General features: G+C 64.0%; 14 protein-coding genes. 9 read left to right on the top strand and 5 right to left on the bottom strand.

The genetic code is table 11. The features are described from left to right. Positions 1-50 precede the first annotated feature (50 nt). Positions 51-1,043, top strand: a complete 993-nt coding sequence (dusA, locus tag RAD10_RS17110; protein WP_461618443.1) for a tRNA dihydrouridine(20/20a) synthase DusA — start codon at positions 51-53, stop codon at positions 1,041-1,043. A 5-nt stretch (positions 1,044-1,048) separates the two neighbouring features. Here dusA and RAD10_RS17105 read toward each other — a convergent pair whose 3' ends face one another. The 5 genes from RAD10_RS17105 to RAD10_RS17085 all read right to left on the bottom strand — a co-directional run bounded on the left by RAD10_RS17105 (position 1,049) and on the right by RAD10_RS17085 (position 5,861). Continuing rightward, positions 1,049-1,603 (bottom strand): TIGR02281 family clan AA aspartic protease, encoded by a 555-nt coding sequence (locus RAD10_RS17105; protein ID WP_461618442.1) that lies wholly within the window; start codon positions 1,601-1,603, stop codon positions 1,049-1,051. Positions 1,604-1,631: 28 nt separating this feature from the next. Continuing rightward, positions 1,632-1,835: a DUF1289 domain-containing protein gene (locus RAD10_RS17100; RefSeq protein ID WP_026202286.1), complete on the bottom strand. Its 204-nt coding sequence runs from the start codon at positions 1,833-1,835 to the stop codon at positions 1,632-1,634. A gap of 45 nt (positions 1,836-1,880) precedes the next feature. After that, positions 1,881-3,473, bottom strand: coding sequence for a sensor histidine kinase (locus RAD10_RS17095; protein WP_461618441.1), 1,593 nt, complete (start codon positions 3,471-3,473; stop codon positions 1,881-1,883). 138 nt (positions 3,474-3,611) lie between these two features. Then, positions 3,612-4,892: a sodium:proton antiporter NhaD gene (gene nhaD / locus RAD10_RS17090; protein WP_461618440.1), complete on the bottom strand. Its 1,281-nt coding sequence runs from the start codon at positions 4,890-4,892 to the stop codon at positions 3,612-3,614. 96 nt (positions 4,893-4,988) lie between these two features. Next, positions 4,989-5,861: an NAD(P)-dependent oxidoreductase gene (locus RAD10_RS17085; RefSeq protein WP_461618439.1), complete on the bottom strand. Its 873-nt coding sequence runs from the start codon at positions 5,859-5,861 to the stop codon at positions 4,989-4,991. Positions 5,862-6,058: 197 nt separating this feature from the next. On the opposite strand from RAD10_RS17085, the gene RAD10_RS17080 reads away from it, so the two are divergent. The 8 genes from RAD10_RS17080 to RAD10_RS17045 all read left to right on the top strand — a co-directional run bounded on the left by RAD10_RS17080 (position 6,059) and on the right by RAD10_RS17045 (position 14,372). Continuing rightward, positions 6,059-6,496 carry a VOC family protein gene (locus RAD10_RS17080; protein ID WP_018319974.1) on the top strand — a complete coding sequence of 146 codons (438 nt, stop codon included), beginning with the start codon at positions 6,059-6,061 and terminating at the stop codon, positions 6,494-6,496. A gap of 129 nt (positions 6,497-6,625) precedes the next feature. Further along, the gene (locus tag RAD10_RS17075) at positions 6,626-7,762 is read left to right on the top strand and encodes an Mrp/NBP35 family ATP-binding protein (protein ID WP_461618438.1); all 1,137 of its coding nucleotides are present in this window, start codon (positions 6,626-6,628) and stop codon (positions 7,760-7,762) included. Between the two features lie 220 nt (positions 7,763-7,982). After that, positions 7,983-9,071 carry a TRAP transporter substrate-binding protein gene (locus RAD10_RS17070; protein ID WP_461618437.1) on the top strand — a complete coding sequence of 363 codons (1,089 nt, stop codon included), beginning with the start codon at positions 7,983-7,985 and terminating at the stop codon, positions 9,069-9,071. A 169-nt stretch (positions 9,072-9,240) separates the two neighbouring features. Beyond that, positions 9,241-10,329: a TRAP transporter substrate-binding protein gene (locus RAD10_RS17065; RefSeq protein ID WP_461618436.1), complete on the top strand. Its 1,089-nt coding sequence runs from the start codon at positions 9,241-9,243 to the stop codon at positions 10,327-10,329. Positions 10,330-10,677: 348 nt separating this feature from the next. Next, the gene (locus tag RAD10_RS17060; protein ID WP_461618435.1) at positions 10,678-11,028 is read left to right on the top strand and encodes a YunG family protein; all 351 of its coding nucleotides are present in this window, start codon (positions 10,678-10,680) and stop codon (positions 11,026-11,028) included. A 485-nt stretch (positions 11,029-11,513) separates the two neighbouring features. Continuing rightward, positions 11,514-12,077, top strand: coding sequence for a MarR family winged helix-turn-helix transcriptional regulator (locus tag RAD10_RS17055; protein ID WP_461618434.1), 564 nt, complete (start codon positions 11,514-11,516; stop codon positions 12,075-12,077). 197 nt (positions 12,078-12,274) lie between these two features. Continuing rightward, positions 12,275-12,949: a response regulator gene (locus tag RAD10_RS17050; RefSeq protein ID WP_018319980.1), complete on the top strand. Its 675-nt coding sequence runs from the start codon at positions 12,275-12,277 to the stop codon at positions 12,947-12,949. A gap of 1 nt (position 12,950) precedes the next feature. Next, a complete protein-coding gene (locus tag RAD10_RS17045) occupies positions 12,951-14,372 on the top strand; it encodes a sensor histidine kinase (RefSeq protein ID WP_461618433.1) in 1,422 nt (473 codons plus the stop codon). Positions 14,373-14,394: the final 22 nt, after the last annotated feature.

Raw genomic sequence — 14,394 nt, 5'->3', positions numbered from 1 at the left:
CGTGTGCACCTGGTTCACGTTCTAGTCCATTGAAAGAATAGGACAACTTATTGAAATATCAAGACTATCGCTTTTCCGTGGCACCCATGATGGATTGGAGCGACCGGCACTGCCGGGTGTTCCACCGCCACCTGACGCGGCGGGCGCTGCTCTATACGGAAATGGTGACGACGGGCGCTGTGATTCATGGCGACCGTGAGCGGCTGCTTGGGTTCGATGCGAGCGAGCATCCGGTGGCGCTTCAGCTTGGCGGCTCGGATCCGCGCGAACTGGCGCAGGCTGCGCGGATCGGCGAGACGTTCGGCTATGACGAGATCAACCTCAATGTCGGCTGCCCGTCGGACCGGGTGAAGGACGGCCGCTTCGGCGCCTGCCTGATGGCGGAACCGGAGCTGGTGGCGCGCTGCGTCGGTGCGATGAAACAGGCTGTCGCGGTTCCCGTCACGGTGAAGTGCCGCATCGGCATCGACGAGCAGGATCCGGAAGTCGCCCTTGATGCGCTTGCGTGCGCGGTGGTCGCCTCCGGCTGCGATGCACTGATCGTGCATGCCCGCAAGGCCTGGCTCAACGGATTGTCTCCGAAGGAGAACCGCGACATCCCGCCGCTCGACTATGAGCGCGTCTATCGGCTCAAGCGCGCAATGCCTGACGTGCTTGTCATCATCAACGGCGGCATTCGAGGCCTCGACGAAGCGAGAGCGCATCTCGAACATGTCGATGGCGTGATGCTCGGCCGCGCCGCCTATCAGGACCCGTGGCGGCTGCTCGGCGTCGATCACGAAATCTTCGGCGAGGCGACGTCGCACGCGACCATGCAGGACGCGCTCGAGGCGATGATGCCCTATATCGAGCAGCAGCTTGCGCGCGGCACGCGGCTGCATGCGATCACACGGCATTTCGTCGGCGCATTCCATGCCGTGCCCGGCGCGCGGGCCTTCCGCCGCCATCTGGCCGAGCAGGGCGTGAAGGCAGGCGCCGGCCTCGAGGTGCTGCGCGATGCGATCGCGCGCGTCGGTGCGCGCGCGCCGGCGGAGGCAGCCTAAGTCAGCTAGTCGATCGCCGTGCGCGAGCGGCGATGGCTGCTCTGAAGCTCTGGATAGCCGGTCAGCATCAGCTTGTCGGCGCGCACGCCCCAGCTCTCCAGCCGGTCGAGGAAACTCATGCCGAGCAGATTGGTCTTCATCTGCCCGCGCTGGACAACGAGGGCCGGCACCGATTTTTCGACGAGATGGCCGACGGAGAGACGGTCGAGGGTGAGGCGGGCTGCCTTGGTATGGCCGCCCGCGGTTTCGAGGTCGACATCGTATTCGAGCATCTCGAGCGGCAGCCCGATGGCTTTCGCGGTTTCCCAGGTCAGCACCACCGACGTCGCACCGGTATCGATCACCATCGGCGCGGCGATGCCGTTGATCTTCGCGCGCAGCGCGAATTCGCCGCCCTGGCCGCGTGGGATCTGCACGGCGGGAGCGGGCGTTGCCGTCTGCGCGCGAAAAATATGGGAGACCTTGTGGCTGGCGCGCGCGATCTGATCGGGGTCGCCATAGGCGACGACCGCGCCTGCCGTGCCGGCAAGCATGACGAGAACGAGCAGGAAGCGGATCATCGCGCGCCTCCGCAGGTGTGCTGGCCGGTCAGGTGCGTTTCGGCGATGCCGCGATTGGCGCCAGTCCAGCTTCCGTCATGCGTGCGGGTAACAGCGCCATGACCGCGAGCCGGTCCGCGCTTTCCATGGCGTGCCAGCGCGCGATCTCGGGCAAGGTCCGGCCGCAGCCGAAGCACAGCTTGGTCCTGGGATCGATCATGCAGACGGCGACGCACGGCGTTTCTTTGCTCATTCGGACATAGTGGGGGATTGTCGGGCATGTCTGCAAGCATCTGGTTTAAGAGCCTGTGCCTGCGCTCATGATCGGCTTGTGGCGCGGCCGGCGCTTCTCCTCGGGCAGTACACTCTCCGGCTGGAGCGGCGGGGAATCATCCGACAGCGGCGCCAGCGCGCTCATCACGCGCTCCGGCGGGAAGGTGACGATCACCTCGGTGCCGATGCGCAGCTTCGATTTCAGCGTGAACGTGCCGCCATGCAGGTCGATCAGATTCTTAGCGATCGGCAGGCCGAGACCGGCGCCCTGTTCGGCGGACTTGATCGAGTTGGAGCCCTGGCCGAACGAGGCGAGCACGACCGGGATCTCGTCCTCAGGGATTCCGGAGCCGGAATCCCGCACCGAGAGATATTGTCCGCCCGAGGCGGTCCAGCCGGCCTTGAGCCAGATCTCGCCACCCTGCGGAGTGAACTTGATCGAGTTGGAGAGGAGGTTGAGCACGACCTGGCGGATCGCGCGCTCGTCGGCCCACAGCCGCGGCATGGCCTGCTCGAACACTTCGTGGATGGTGATGCCACGGCTGGAGGCGCGCAGCTTCATCAGGTGATGGCAGTCGGCGACGATACCGACCAGCGACACCGCTTCCTCGTTGAGCTCGTAACGGCCGGCCTCGATCCGCGACAGGTCGAGGATCTCGTTGATGAGGTTGAGCAGGTGCACGCCGGAATTATGGATGTCGGCGGAATATTCCTTGTAGACCGGCACCGCATGCGCGCCAAAAATCTCGCTCTTCATCACCTCGGAGAAGCCGAGGATGGCGTTCAGCGGCGTGCGCAGCTCGTGGCTCATCTGCGCGAGGAAGCGCGACTTGGCGACGTTGGCGGATTCTGCGCGGTGGCGCGCCTCGTCCGAGATCGCCTTGGCCTGTTCGAGCTCGCCGATCAGCGCGTCCTTTTCGGCGCGCGCTTCCAGCGTGGCGAAGGTGGAGGAGTGCAGGCGGTGCGCCAGCAGCACGAAATAGCCTTCGGCGGCGAGCGCAAGCGCGGCCAGAATGTAGTTGTCCAGCGAGCCGGTCATCACGAAGCTCAGCGCCATGGCGACGGCGACCGGCGCGGTGGCGGCAAGGGCTGCGATCGGCAGATTGGCGGCGAGCATGCTCGACACTGCGATCACCAGCAGCATCAGGAACATCATCAGCGTTTCCGTGACCATGTCGAGCACGGGATGGATCAGGATCGCCATCCAGCACAGGCCATAGAGCAGGTCGAGCACGACGAACCGCGTCCGCCAGGCGCGCGTCGCCGCGGGCGAGGCGGGCTCGGTCAGGAAGCGCCGGCAACTGCGGGTCATGGCGCTGTGAATGCAGAGCATGCCGGCGGTCCAGGCCGCGGCCGGGATCGGCTGCATCCACAGGCCGAACAGCACGCCGGTCGCGACCACCAGCAGCATCACGACATAGGAAGCCGACAGCCGCGTCTGGGCGTATTGACGCAGCATCTCGGCGTCGAAGGCCGGCCGGGTTCCACTGGTCGACGTTAACTTGTCCCGCGCCTCGCGCACCCGCTGCGCCGCAGCCCTTCGGCTGCTCGCCGATGGAGCGCTCACCGGCTCGGCCGGAAGCTCCACAACTTCAGGCTTTTCAGCGGGGTTACTCATCAAGCAACAACGATTCCTGCCCACGCCGGACGCGGGCCTTCTGCATTGTCTATTTCTGGCAAGAAATCCTTAAGAGGTGACTTAAGGAGCTAAAGAATTACGTTAACCCGGCGTTAATTTTGGATCTCGCCTGCGCCGTCAATGCAGCGCTGCGTACTGGGCGATGTAGACCATCGCGCCCGCCAGATACCCTACCAGGGCGGGGCCTGCGATACGGCGGGCGTACCAGAAGAACTCGATCTTCTCGAGTCCCATGGCGGCAACGCCCGCGGCCGAGCCGATGATCAGGATCGAGCCGCCGGTGCCGGCGCAATAGGCGATGAACTCCCAGATGAAGCTGTCGGGCGGATGTTGCACCAGACTGTACATGCCCATCGTGGCCGCGACGAGCGGCACGTTGTCGATGATGGCACTCAAGAGGCCGAGCAGGATGACGATGACGTCGAGACGCCCGACCGTGGCGTCGAGCCATTTCGCCAGCAGCTCAAGCACGCGGGCGTGCTCCAGGCACGCGACGGCCATGAGGATGCCGACGAAGAACACGATCGAGCTCATGTCGATCCGTGTCAGCGCATGGACGAGGGTGAGGGGACGGCGCGCATCCTCATCCTTGTGGCGGTGGACGATCTCGCCGACCAGCCAGAGGATGCCGAGCCCGAACAGAATTCCCATGAAAGGCGCAAGGTGCGTCACGGCCTTGAAAACCGGAACGGCAACCAGGGTGCCAAGGCCGAGATAGAACATCAAGTTGCGCTCGAACACTTCGACCCTGAGGGCCTGTGCTTGGCCTTGCAGCGGAGGGACGATCTCCTTTCCCTTGAGCGAATAGCCGATGATGAGCAGCGGTATCAGCAGGTTGAGCAGTGAGGGCAAGAACACCGACTTCATGATGCTGAGGGGAGTGATCTGCCCTCCGATCCAGAGCATCGTCGTCGTGACGTCGCCGATCACGGTCCAGGCGCCGCCGGCATTGGCCGCGATGACGATGATCGAGGCGAACAGCAGGCGATCGCTCTTGCTGCCGATCAGCTTCTGGATCAGCGAGATCATCACGATGGTGGTGGTGAGATTGTCGAGGATCGCGCTCAGGAAGAACGTCACGAAGCCGATGATCCACATCAGCGTGGTCTGCTTCGTGGTGCGGATGATCGAGGTGATGACTTCGAAGCCATTGTGGGCGTCGATCACCTCGACGATTGTCATGGCGCCGATCAGGAAGAAGACGATCTGCGCGGTCGAGGCGACGGATTCGTCGAGCTGATGGTTGACGAGCGAGGCGTCGCCGACGGACAGCGCGTAAATCGTCCAGAGCAAGCCGGCTCCAAGGAGAGCCGAGGCGCTCTTGTTGACACCGAGCGGATGTTCGAGCGCGATGGCAGCATACGCAACGATGAAAACGACAGCTATCACGCTGAGCAAGACAGTCCCCCCGGTATTCGTTCTTCGGCTCGACGCGGCGCCGCGTCAAGGCCGGGGACGGTCGCAGCTGCCCGGCAGCGACCGTCGATGCGCTCCTCAGCGCTGCAGGCGCGCGAGCAGGCTGGACGTATCCCAGCGCTTGCCGCCCATCTTCTCGACCTCGGAATAGAACTGATCGACCAGCGCGGTGACCGGCAGGTTGGCGCCGTTGCGGCGGGCTTCAGCCAGCGAGATCGAGAGATCCTTGCGCATCCATTCGACCGCGAAGCCGAAATCGTACTTGTCCTCGTTCATGGTCTTGTAGCGATTCTCCATCTGCCAGGACTGCGCCGCGCCCTTGGAGATGGTCTCGATCACCGCGGCGACGTCGAGGCCGCTCTTCTTGGCGAAGTGGATACCCTCGGAGAGACCCTGCACCAGACCGGCGATGCAGATCTGGTTGACCATCTTCGTCAGCTGGCCGCTTCCGGCGGGCCCGAGCAGTTTGCACATCCGCGCATAGGCGCCTGTGATGATGGGCTCGGCGCCGGCATAGGCGTCCTGCGCGCCGCCGCACATCACCGTCAGCACGCCGTTCTCGGCGCCGGCCTGGCCGCCGGAGACCGGCGCGTCGATGAACTTGAAGCCGGCCTTGGTGGCGGCCGCATCCAGCTCACGCGCGACTTCGGCGGAGGCGGTGGTATGGTCGACGAAGGTCGCGCCCTTCTTCATGCCGGCGAAGGCGCCGTCGGGGCCGATCGTGACCGCGCGCAGATCGTTGTCGTTGCCAACGCAGCACATCACGTAATCCTGACCTTCAGCGGCCGCCTTCGGGGTCGGTGCGGTCTTGCCGCCGAACTTGTCCGCCCATTCCTTCGCCTTGGCCGCGGTGCGATTGTAGACGGTGACCTCATGGCCCCCTTTTTTCACGAGGTGTCCGGCCATGGGGTAGCCCATGACGCCGAGACCGAGAAAAGCGACTTTAGCCATGTGTGGTACCTTGTCCGTAGCTTGAGTTTTACGGTTGCAGCCGGGCGAGGGCGCCAGGGCGGCGTCCTCGAAGTTCCGCCGCGAGGGCGGATCGGAGGCGCACCATAAACCGTTAAGCCGGGAGGGCAACGGCTTCGTTTGGCGGCCCCCTGTGCTAGGATGGCGGACCTAAGGACTTCAAAAAAGGGAGCGAAAGCATGGGCGGCGTGAGCGTTGGCGTCCTCGATCATTTCAACATCCGGACCCGGAATCTGGCCGAGACCGTCCGCTTCTACGAGGATGTGCTTGGCCTGGAAAAAGGCGCCCGGCCGAATTTCGCCTTCCCAGGCGCCTGGATGTACAGCGAGGGCAAGGCGGTGGTGCACCTCGTCGATATTTCTGCGACGGCCGAGCCACAAAAGCCGGATTCCGGCGTTGTCCATCATGTCGCCTTCGCCAGTCGCGGCTTCGCCGGCATGAAGCAGCGGCTGGCATCCAAGGACATGAAGTTCGAGTCCCGCCAGGTGCCCGGCGGCGACCTCTGGCAGATCTTCGTCAACGACCCCAACGGGGTCATGATCGAGCTGAATTACGAGGCCGCCAGGGAGCAGGGGGCGGCGCCCGCCGAGAAGGCTGACGATATCGGCAGGCAGTAGCCTTTTGGGCGTTTCCGCTCTAATGGGGCATCCTAAAGTCTCGAGCATGACCTTGCCGGAAAGCCGCGCCACGCTTTGCGCTGGTGTCGTCCTTCCGGTCCGGATCATGCTCCGTTCAGGAGATGCGCTTTGAGCGTGACGCAGCAACAGGTTCTCGACACTCTCGCCCGGATCAAATCCCCCCGCGGGGTCGCGCTCACCAATGCCAATGTGCTGAGCGCGATCAGCGCGTCCGACGGCAAGGTGTTCTTCTCGATCAATGTCGATGCCGCCGAGGCGAGGGCCTGGGAGTCCATCCGGGCCGAAGCCGAGGCCGCTGTGCGCACCATTCCCGGCGTCACCACCGTCATGGTGGCGCTGACCGCCGAGCGCAAGCCGGGCTCCGCGCCGCCGCCACCCCCGCAACCCAGCCGCGGCACGCCCGGCGTGCAGCCGGTCCATGCCCACAAGCCGCCGCAGGGCGGCGGGTCGCCGATGGCGCGGCAGTCGGAAATCCCCGGCGTTGCCGCCGTGATTGCGGTCGCCTCCGGCAAGGGCGGCGTCGGCAAGTCGACCACCGCGCTCAACCTGGCGCTGGGCCTGCGCGACCTCGGCCTCAAGGTCGGGCTGCTCGATGCCGACATCTACGGCCCCTCGGTGCCGCGGCTGACCGGCCTGCACGACAAGCCCGAGCTGAACGACGAGCGCAAAATGATTCCGCTTCGGCGCTTCGGTCTCGCCATCATGTCGATCGGCTTCCTGGTCGAGGAGGAGACCGCGATGATCTGGCGCGGTCCCATGGTGATGTCGGCGGTGACGCAGATGTTGCGCGACGTCGAATGGGGCAAGCTCGACGTGCTGGTCGTCGACATGCCGCCGGGCACCGGCGATGCCCAGCTCACGCTGGCGCAGAACGTGCCGCTGAAGGGCGCCGTGATCGTCTCGACCCCGCAGGATCTGTCCCTGATCGACGCGCGCCGGGGGCTTGCCATGTTCAAGAAGGTCAACGTGCCCGTGCTCGGCATCGTCGAGAACATGAGCTACTTCCAGTGCCCGCATTGCGGCACGCGGTCGGACATTTTCGGCCATGGCGGGGCGCGGCACGAGGCCGAGAAGCTCGAGGTACCCTTCCTCGGCGAGATCCCTCTGCACATGGCGATTCGCGCCAGCTCGGATGCCGGCAATCCCGTCGTCGACAGCGAGCCGGACGGTCCTCATGCGGCGATCTACCGCGCCATTGCAGGGCAGGTGCGCGACCAGCTCAAGGGCGTCATCGCGGCGGCCTGAGCCGGCCGCCCGCGGCACGCCTTCCTCGTCCTTTTGGGGGACATGCGACTTTCGTAGAGCCCCGTCATGCCATTGTCGCGTTCCGCAAGCGGGGCTTCCGTGGTAAAGGCCCACGGCAGTCAAGCCCCTTCGGTTCGACGCGGCCCTAGCGCGTCGCCGGAATGAGCGGCGGCAAGAAGAGAAGTTAAGGGGAAACGCCCCAGCAAGGAGAGACCTGAAGATGAAGCGTCGTGATTTTCTGAAAGTGTCGGCAGCAGGCGCGGCGGCGACCGCGGTGGCCTCGCCGGCGATCGCGCAGTCCTCGCCCGAGGTGAAGTGGCGCCTGACTTCGAGCTTCCCGAAGTCGCTCGATACCATCTATGGCGGTGCCGAGCAATTGGCGAAGTACGTCGCCGAGATGACCGACAACAAATTCCAGATCCAGGTGTTCGCCGCCGGTGAACTCGTTCCCGGCCTGCAGGCGCTCGATGCGACCTCCAGCGGCACCGTCGAGATGTGCCATACGGTGTCCTATTACTACGTCGGCAAGGATCCGACCTTCGCGATCTTCGCCTCGGTGCCGTTCGGCCTCAACGCGCGCCAGCAGAATTCGTGGCTCTATCAGGGCGGCGGCATGGAGCTCGCCAACGAGTTCTTTAAGAAGTCGAACGTGGTCGGTTTCCCCTGCGGCAACACTGGCACCCAGATGGGCGGCTGGTTCCGCAAGGAGATCAAGACCGTTGCCGACCTCTCCGGCCTCAAGATGCGCATCGGCGGCATCGCCGGCCAGGTGCTCCAGAAGGTCGGCGTGGTGCCGCAGCAGCTCGCCGGCGGCGACATCTATCCGGCGCTAGAGAAGGGCACCATCGACGCCGCCGAGTGGGTCGGTCCCTACGATGACGAGAAGCTCGGCTTCGCCAAGGTCGCCAAGTACTACTACTACCCGGGCTTCTGGGAAGGTGGTCCGACCGTCCATGCCTTCACCAACCTGGATAAGTGGAATTCGCTGCCGAAGAACTATCAGGCGATCCTCACCAACGCGACGGCCAATGCCAACGCCTGGATGGCCGCACGCTACGACATGCAGAACCCGGCGGCGCTGAAGCGCCTCGTCGCCGGCGGCACCCAGCTCCGTCCCTTCACCAACGAGGTGCTGGAAGCCTGCCTCAAGGCGACCAACGAACTCTGGGCCGATATCTCGGCCAAGAACCCCGATTTCAAGAAGTCGATCGACGCGATGCAGGCCTACCGCTCCGACGAATATCTGTGGTGGCAGGTTGCCGAATATACCTACGACAGCTTCATGATCCGCTCGCGCACGCGCGGCTGATCGCCTAGGCCTAAAGTCGCAAAGACCGGAAAGCCCGGCCTCCAGTGGAGGCCGGGCTTTTTCTTTGCCGCAGTGCGATCGGGATGGAATTGGACGGCGGCTTGCGTCATGGTGGTGCCAAGCCTCGGCAAGAAGGCCCACAATCACTGGTACATCAGGGCAGGAAATCATGAAGAGAAGAGACTTCATCAAGGTCACAGGACTTGGTGCGGCCGGCGCGGCCACGCTTGCGGCTCCCGCGATCGCGCAGTCGATGCCGGAAATCAAATGGCGCATGCCGACGAGCTGGCCGAAATCGCTCGACACGCTGTTTGGCGGCGCCGAGATGATGTGCAAGATGGTCGCCGAGGCAACCGACAACAAATTCCAGATCCAGATCTTCGCGGCCGGCGAGATCGTGCCGGGCCTCCAGGTGCTCGACGCCGTTCAGAACGGCACCTGCGAAATCGGCCACACCGCGTCCTACTACTATTTCGGCAAGGATCCGACCTTCACCTTCGGTTCGGCCGTGCCGTTCGGCCCCAACATGCGCATCAACCAGGCCTGGTACATGCAGGGCGGCGGGCGCGATGTCCTCAACGAGTTCTACAAGAGCTACAACGTCGTCTCGCTGCTCGCGGGCAACACCGGTTGCCAGATGGGCGGCTGGTTCAGGAAAGAGATCAACACGCCCGAGGATCTCAAGGGCATGAAATTCCGCGTCGGCGGCTTTGCCGGCCGCGTGCTCCAGAAGCTCGGCGTGGTGCCGCAGCAACTCGCCGGCGGCGACATCTATCCCGCGCTGGAAAAGGGCACCATCGATGCCGCCGAATGGGTCGGCCCCTATGACGACGAGAAGCTCGGCTTCTACAAGATCGCGCCGCACTACTACTATCCCGGCTGGTGGGAAGGCGGGCCGATGCTGCTGGCCTTCGTCAACCTCGACAAGTGGAACGCGCTGCCGAAATATTATCAGAGCGTGCTGGAGCAGGCCGGCCACTACGCCAACAACTACATGATGGCGCGCTACGACACCGCTAATCCGCTGGCGCTGAAGAAGCTGCTCGCGGGCGGCACCAAGCTGCACGCCTTCTCGCCGTCGATCATGGATGCCTGCCACAAGGCCGCCAAGGAGCTGCATGCCGAAGTCGGCGCGACCAACGCCAGTTTCAAGAAGGTGCACGATTCCCTCGCCAAGTTCACGAGCGACGGCTACGCCTGGTTCCAGGTCGCCGAGGTCGGCTACGACATCTTCATGGCGCGGCGCTCGCAGAGCTGAGCTCATCACCGGTTGGATGCAGCGCCCCGGAGCGAAAGCTCCGGGGCGTTTTCTTGTGCGTCCTGGCCGGCGCCCGACTCAAAATTTGAAAAACAACCCCATACACAGTAGCCAGCGGCTTGATAAGTCATGAGAAAAATCGGCGGTACAAGCGGCCTTCGCGGAGGCGGGATCGGTGCTGCGGTGTGCGGGAGAAGGCTATTCCGAAACCGGCTCGATCGAGGGATGGTTTCGCTTGGCAGCTCCTTTGAAACCAGGAGTACTTTGACTTGTCGGGCAAAGCAGTGACAGAATGTGAGATCGAATAATCAGAAATATGGTTCCTTGGGCAGCCGTTTGGACATGACGATGAGTTTCGATTCCGACGCCGTTCAAAGCGCGCTGCTCAAGGCGTGGTCACGGTCGACCGCGAGCCAATGGACGGCGGACAATCCGGCCGCAGGACAATGCAACGTCACGTCGCTGCTCGTTCATGAACTTTTCGGCGGCGACCTGCTGAAGACGCCACTGCCGGCCGGCGACCATTTTTACAATCGGATCGAAGGCAAGAGGTACGACTTCACGGCGAGCCAGTTCGACCGGCCGATCGCTTATGCGGACTTGCCTGCAGATGGGGCCGACGCGTTGCTGGGAGCAACGAGCGATCAATTAGCCGAACTAAGGGCAGCATTTCAGCAGAGCCATACCAAGTCGGGCTAGCATCATCAGGCAGAAGGCGAATGCGAGTGCGAACCTGACAATGTGCATGCGTGCTCTCCGTTGAGATTTGCCGGAGGTGTCTGTTCGGAACGTATCAATCCATAAGGTGGTTCTTCGCTGCGCTCTCTCCATCCCTGTATGCTGAAGTGCCCGTTGCTTACACGAACCTGACAAGCGTGGCCTTCTTTGATGCCTGCTCATCAGCGGTGCGCCGGGAGAGATCATCGCGTTCGGACGCGCGAGATTTCGTGTCATTCAACGCCCACGCGCTGCGTAGTTTTTCGGTGTTCCTTTTACGGAACGGTCGAGTTATCGGAATCCGGCAATCGGGCTGAAGTCGCGGCGTGTCACTACGCCGGCCGCGCTTCACGGTACGGTATACCGGACTCAACCAGTCCCGACGGGAATGCAGCATTCACCGAACACGGCGGCTCTCGATCGTTGATCGAGATGCCAGGGCCGCCGTTTCCCGTGGGACTTCTCAAATGAGACTGGCAATTGAAATTCTACAACTCCTGGTCCAATCGGCCGACAGCTGGCTTTTTGAAGGGAGCCTTGCGGGGCTGAGCGATCGGGAATGGATGGCCTTGCGCTTTCTCGCCCGCGCAAACAGGTTCTCGCGGACGCCCACGGCTCTCGCCAGCTTTCTGGGCACGACCCGCAGCGTCGCATCGCAGATCGCCGCCGTGCTCGAGAGCAAGGGGTTGATGGTTCGCAAGCCATCTGCAGAAGACAAGCGCTCGATTGCGCTCTGCATCACGAGCGAAGGCGAGAAGTTCCTCGAGCGCGATCCAATTAACGTCCTTCGAGATCAGCTCGTGACACTTGAGCTCCCCGATCGTTCTCAGCTGCGCGATACGCTTCGCCGCGTCCTCGATGGGCTCGATGTTGCCAAGCGCCGTCACAACGCCGACGTCTGCGGCAGGTGCATGTTCCTGATCGAGAGCGGAGAGGGGAAGGATCGTCGCTTCAAGTGCCGGCTGTTCCGGAAATCCATAGCTCCAAAGGACACGACCCTGCTTTGCGCCTATTTCGAGGGACGAGGCTAGGAGGATAGCTGCTACGAACGTCTGCAGGCCCCTGCCTTGGGTCACCTATGGGGGGCACACCTGGTCGGCTTACAAAAACCTGACAGACGACTGGTTCGGCCGGACGCTTTTTCGCTGGCCGAGGCGTCCGGAATGATGGAAGACAGCGAAGATGCCGCGCGAGGCGTGCGGTGACCTGAGTGTCCGGCGGATATGCGATGCGCCTTCTGATCGTCGAGGACAATGCCGAGCTGTCGCGCCTCGTCGCTGGCGGGCTGGCGGCGGCTGGCTATCAGAGCGACATCGTCGGCAGCGCGGCCGAGGCGCGCGAGGCGGTGAGCAGCGTCAGCTATGCCGCGATGATCCTCGATCTCGGGCTGCCCGACGGCGACGGCCTGTCGGTGCTGCGCGAGTTGCGCATCAAGATGGAACCGCTCCCCGTGCTGGTGCTGACCGCCCGCGGCGGTTTGCAGGACCGCGTCAGCGGCCTGCGCAGCGGCGCCGACGACTATCTCGCCAAGCCGTTCGCGATGGAGGAACTGGTGGCGCGGCTGGAGGCGATCCTGCGCCGGCCGGGTCAGCTGCTCGGCCGCTCGCTCAGTCTCGCCAACCTCGTCTACGACACCGAGAGCCGCCAGATCTTCGTCGACGACCAGCCGCGGATCATCTCCGCGCGCGAGACCTCGGTGCTGGAGATCTTGCTGCGCCGGCAGGGGCGGGTGGTGCCGAAGAAGAACGTCGAGGATCACATCTTCGGGCTCGACGGCGAGGTCGCCTCCAACGCGGTCGAGGTCTATGTTTCGCGGCTGCGCAAGCAGCTCGCGGAACACGGCGCCAAGGTCGTGATCCATACCATCCGCGGCGTCGGCTATCTCATGGACGTGGAGAAATAGCGTGGCCCAGCTCGGATCCAACGTCGGATCCTATGCCGGGTCCTATGGCAGGTCTCCGACGTTCAAATCGCTGATCTGGCGCATCGTGTTCCTGCACATCCTGGCGGTCGCGGTGGTCGCGATCTTCCTGCCGCTGGTGCTGTTCTGGCTGCTCAATTCCGAGATCGACCAGCTGCATCGCGACGCCATGCGCGCCCAGGCCGAGGTGCTGGCGGAGCGCATCGTTGTCCAGCCGGGCGGACTGCTGACGTTCAATCTGCCCGACAGTCTCAAGGGCCTCTATTCGGAAGCGTATGGCCGCTATCAGTACGACATTCGCGATGCCGAGGGCCGGCTGCTGTTCTCCTCCCATCGGCGCTCCGCCGCCACCGCTGCACCGCGCTCGTCGGAGAGCATTTCCGGCGCCGCCGTCACCCGCGACATCGACGGCAAGACGGTGCGCATCCAGGTCGCCGAGGACCTCGCGCACCGGGACGTCATCATCGACGACATCGTGTCGAATTTCTTCCGGCGCGTGGGATGGATCACGATCCCGATCCTGCTGGTCCTGCTCGCCACCGACATCATCATCTTCCGCCGCGCGATCGCGCCGCTGTGGAAGGCCTCCGAGGAGGCCAGCAATATCGGTCCGGCGCGCACCGACATCCGCCTGCCGACGGAGCAGATCCCGCGAGAGATCTTGCCGCTCGTCACCGCCGTCAACCAGGCGCTCGACCGCCTCGAAGGCGGCTTTCGGGTACAGCGGCAGTTCACCGCGGATGCCGCGCATCAATTGCGCACGCCGCTCGCGATCCTGCGCACGCGGATCGAGACGCTCGACGATCGGGCGGCACGGCATGCGCTGCATGCCGACATCGAAACCATGAGCCGCCTCGTCGCGCAATTGCTGGAGATCGCCGAGCTGGACACCCTGGTGCTCGATCCCGGCGAGACTGCGGATTTGCGCGCCGTCTGCGCCGAAGTGGTCGCCTCGATCGCCCCGTTCGCGATCGCGCAGCACAAGGATATCGCGCTCCGGGGTACCGACGCGCCTGTCAGGATCCACGGCAATTCGGAGATGCTGCAGCGCGCGGTCTTCAACCTCGCCGAAAACGCCATCAAGTTCACGGCAAAGGACACCACCGTCGACGTCGAAGTGGACGAGGATGGTTCGGTGCGCGTGCGCGATAGCGGCCCGGGGATTGCGGAGGGCGAGCGCGAGCTGATCTTCCAGCGCTTCTGGCGCGCCGACCGGCGCCGCAGCGACGGCGCGGGACTGGGACTCTCGATCGTGCGCGCCGTGGCGGATGATCACGCGGCCACGGTCGCGGTGGAGAACCTTCCCGGCGGCGGCGCGGAGTTCACGCTGCGGTTTCGGCTGGCGGACAAGACGGTCTCCTTGCCTACTCCCACATCCACCTCGCCAGGGCTTCAGCGGACATGAGAGGGAGAAGGAAGAAAGCGCC

Source organism: Bradyrhizobium sp. 23AC (assembly GCF_054863025.1).
Note: the sequence above shows the minus strand (reverse complement) of the source record. Positions and strands in the feature narration are given on the sequence as shown.

Coding starts and splice junctions, on each gene's coding strand:
- RAD10_RS17105 (WP_461618442.1), bottom strand. CDS start 1,603: ATGATCCGCTTCCTGCTCGTTCTCGTCATGCTTGCCGGCACGGCAGGC.
- RAD10_RS17100 (WP_026202286.1), bottom strand. CDS start 1,835: ATGAGCAAAGAAACGCCGTGCGTCGCCGTCTGCATGATCGATCCCAGG.
- RAD10_RS17095 (WP_461618441.1), bottom strand. CDS start 3,473: ATGAGTAACCCCGCTGAAAAGCCTGAAGTTGTGGAGCTTCCGGCCGAG.
- RAD10_RS17085 (WP_461618439.1), bottom strand. CDS start 5,861: ATGGCTAAAGTCGCTTTTCTCGGTCTCGGCGTCATGGGCTACCCCATG.
- RAD10_RS17080 (WP_018319974.1), top strand. CDS start 6,059: ATGGGCGGCGTGAGCGTTGGCGTCCTCGATCATTTCAACATCCGGACC.
- RAD10_RS17070 (WP_461618437.1), top strand. CDS start 7,983: ATGAAGCGTCGTGATTTTCTGAAAGTGTCGGCAGCAGGCGCGGCGGCG.
- RAD10_RS17065 (WP_461618436.1), top strand. CDS start 9,241: ATGAAGAGAAGAGACTTCATCAAGGTCACAGGACTTGGTGCGGCCGGC.
- RAD10_RS17060 (WP_461618435.1), top strand. CDS start 10,678: ATGAGTTTCGATTCCGACGCCGTTCAAAGCGCGCTGCTCAAGGCGTGG.
- RAD10_RS17055 (WP_461618434.1), top strand. CDS start 11,514: ATGAGACTGGCAATTGAAATTCTACAACTCCTGGTCCAATCGGCCGAC.
- RAD10_RS17050 (WP_018319980.1), top strand. CDS start 12,275: ATGCGCCTTCTGATCGTCGAGGACAATGCCGAGCTGTCGCGCCTCGTC.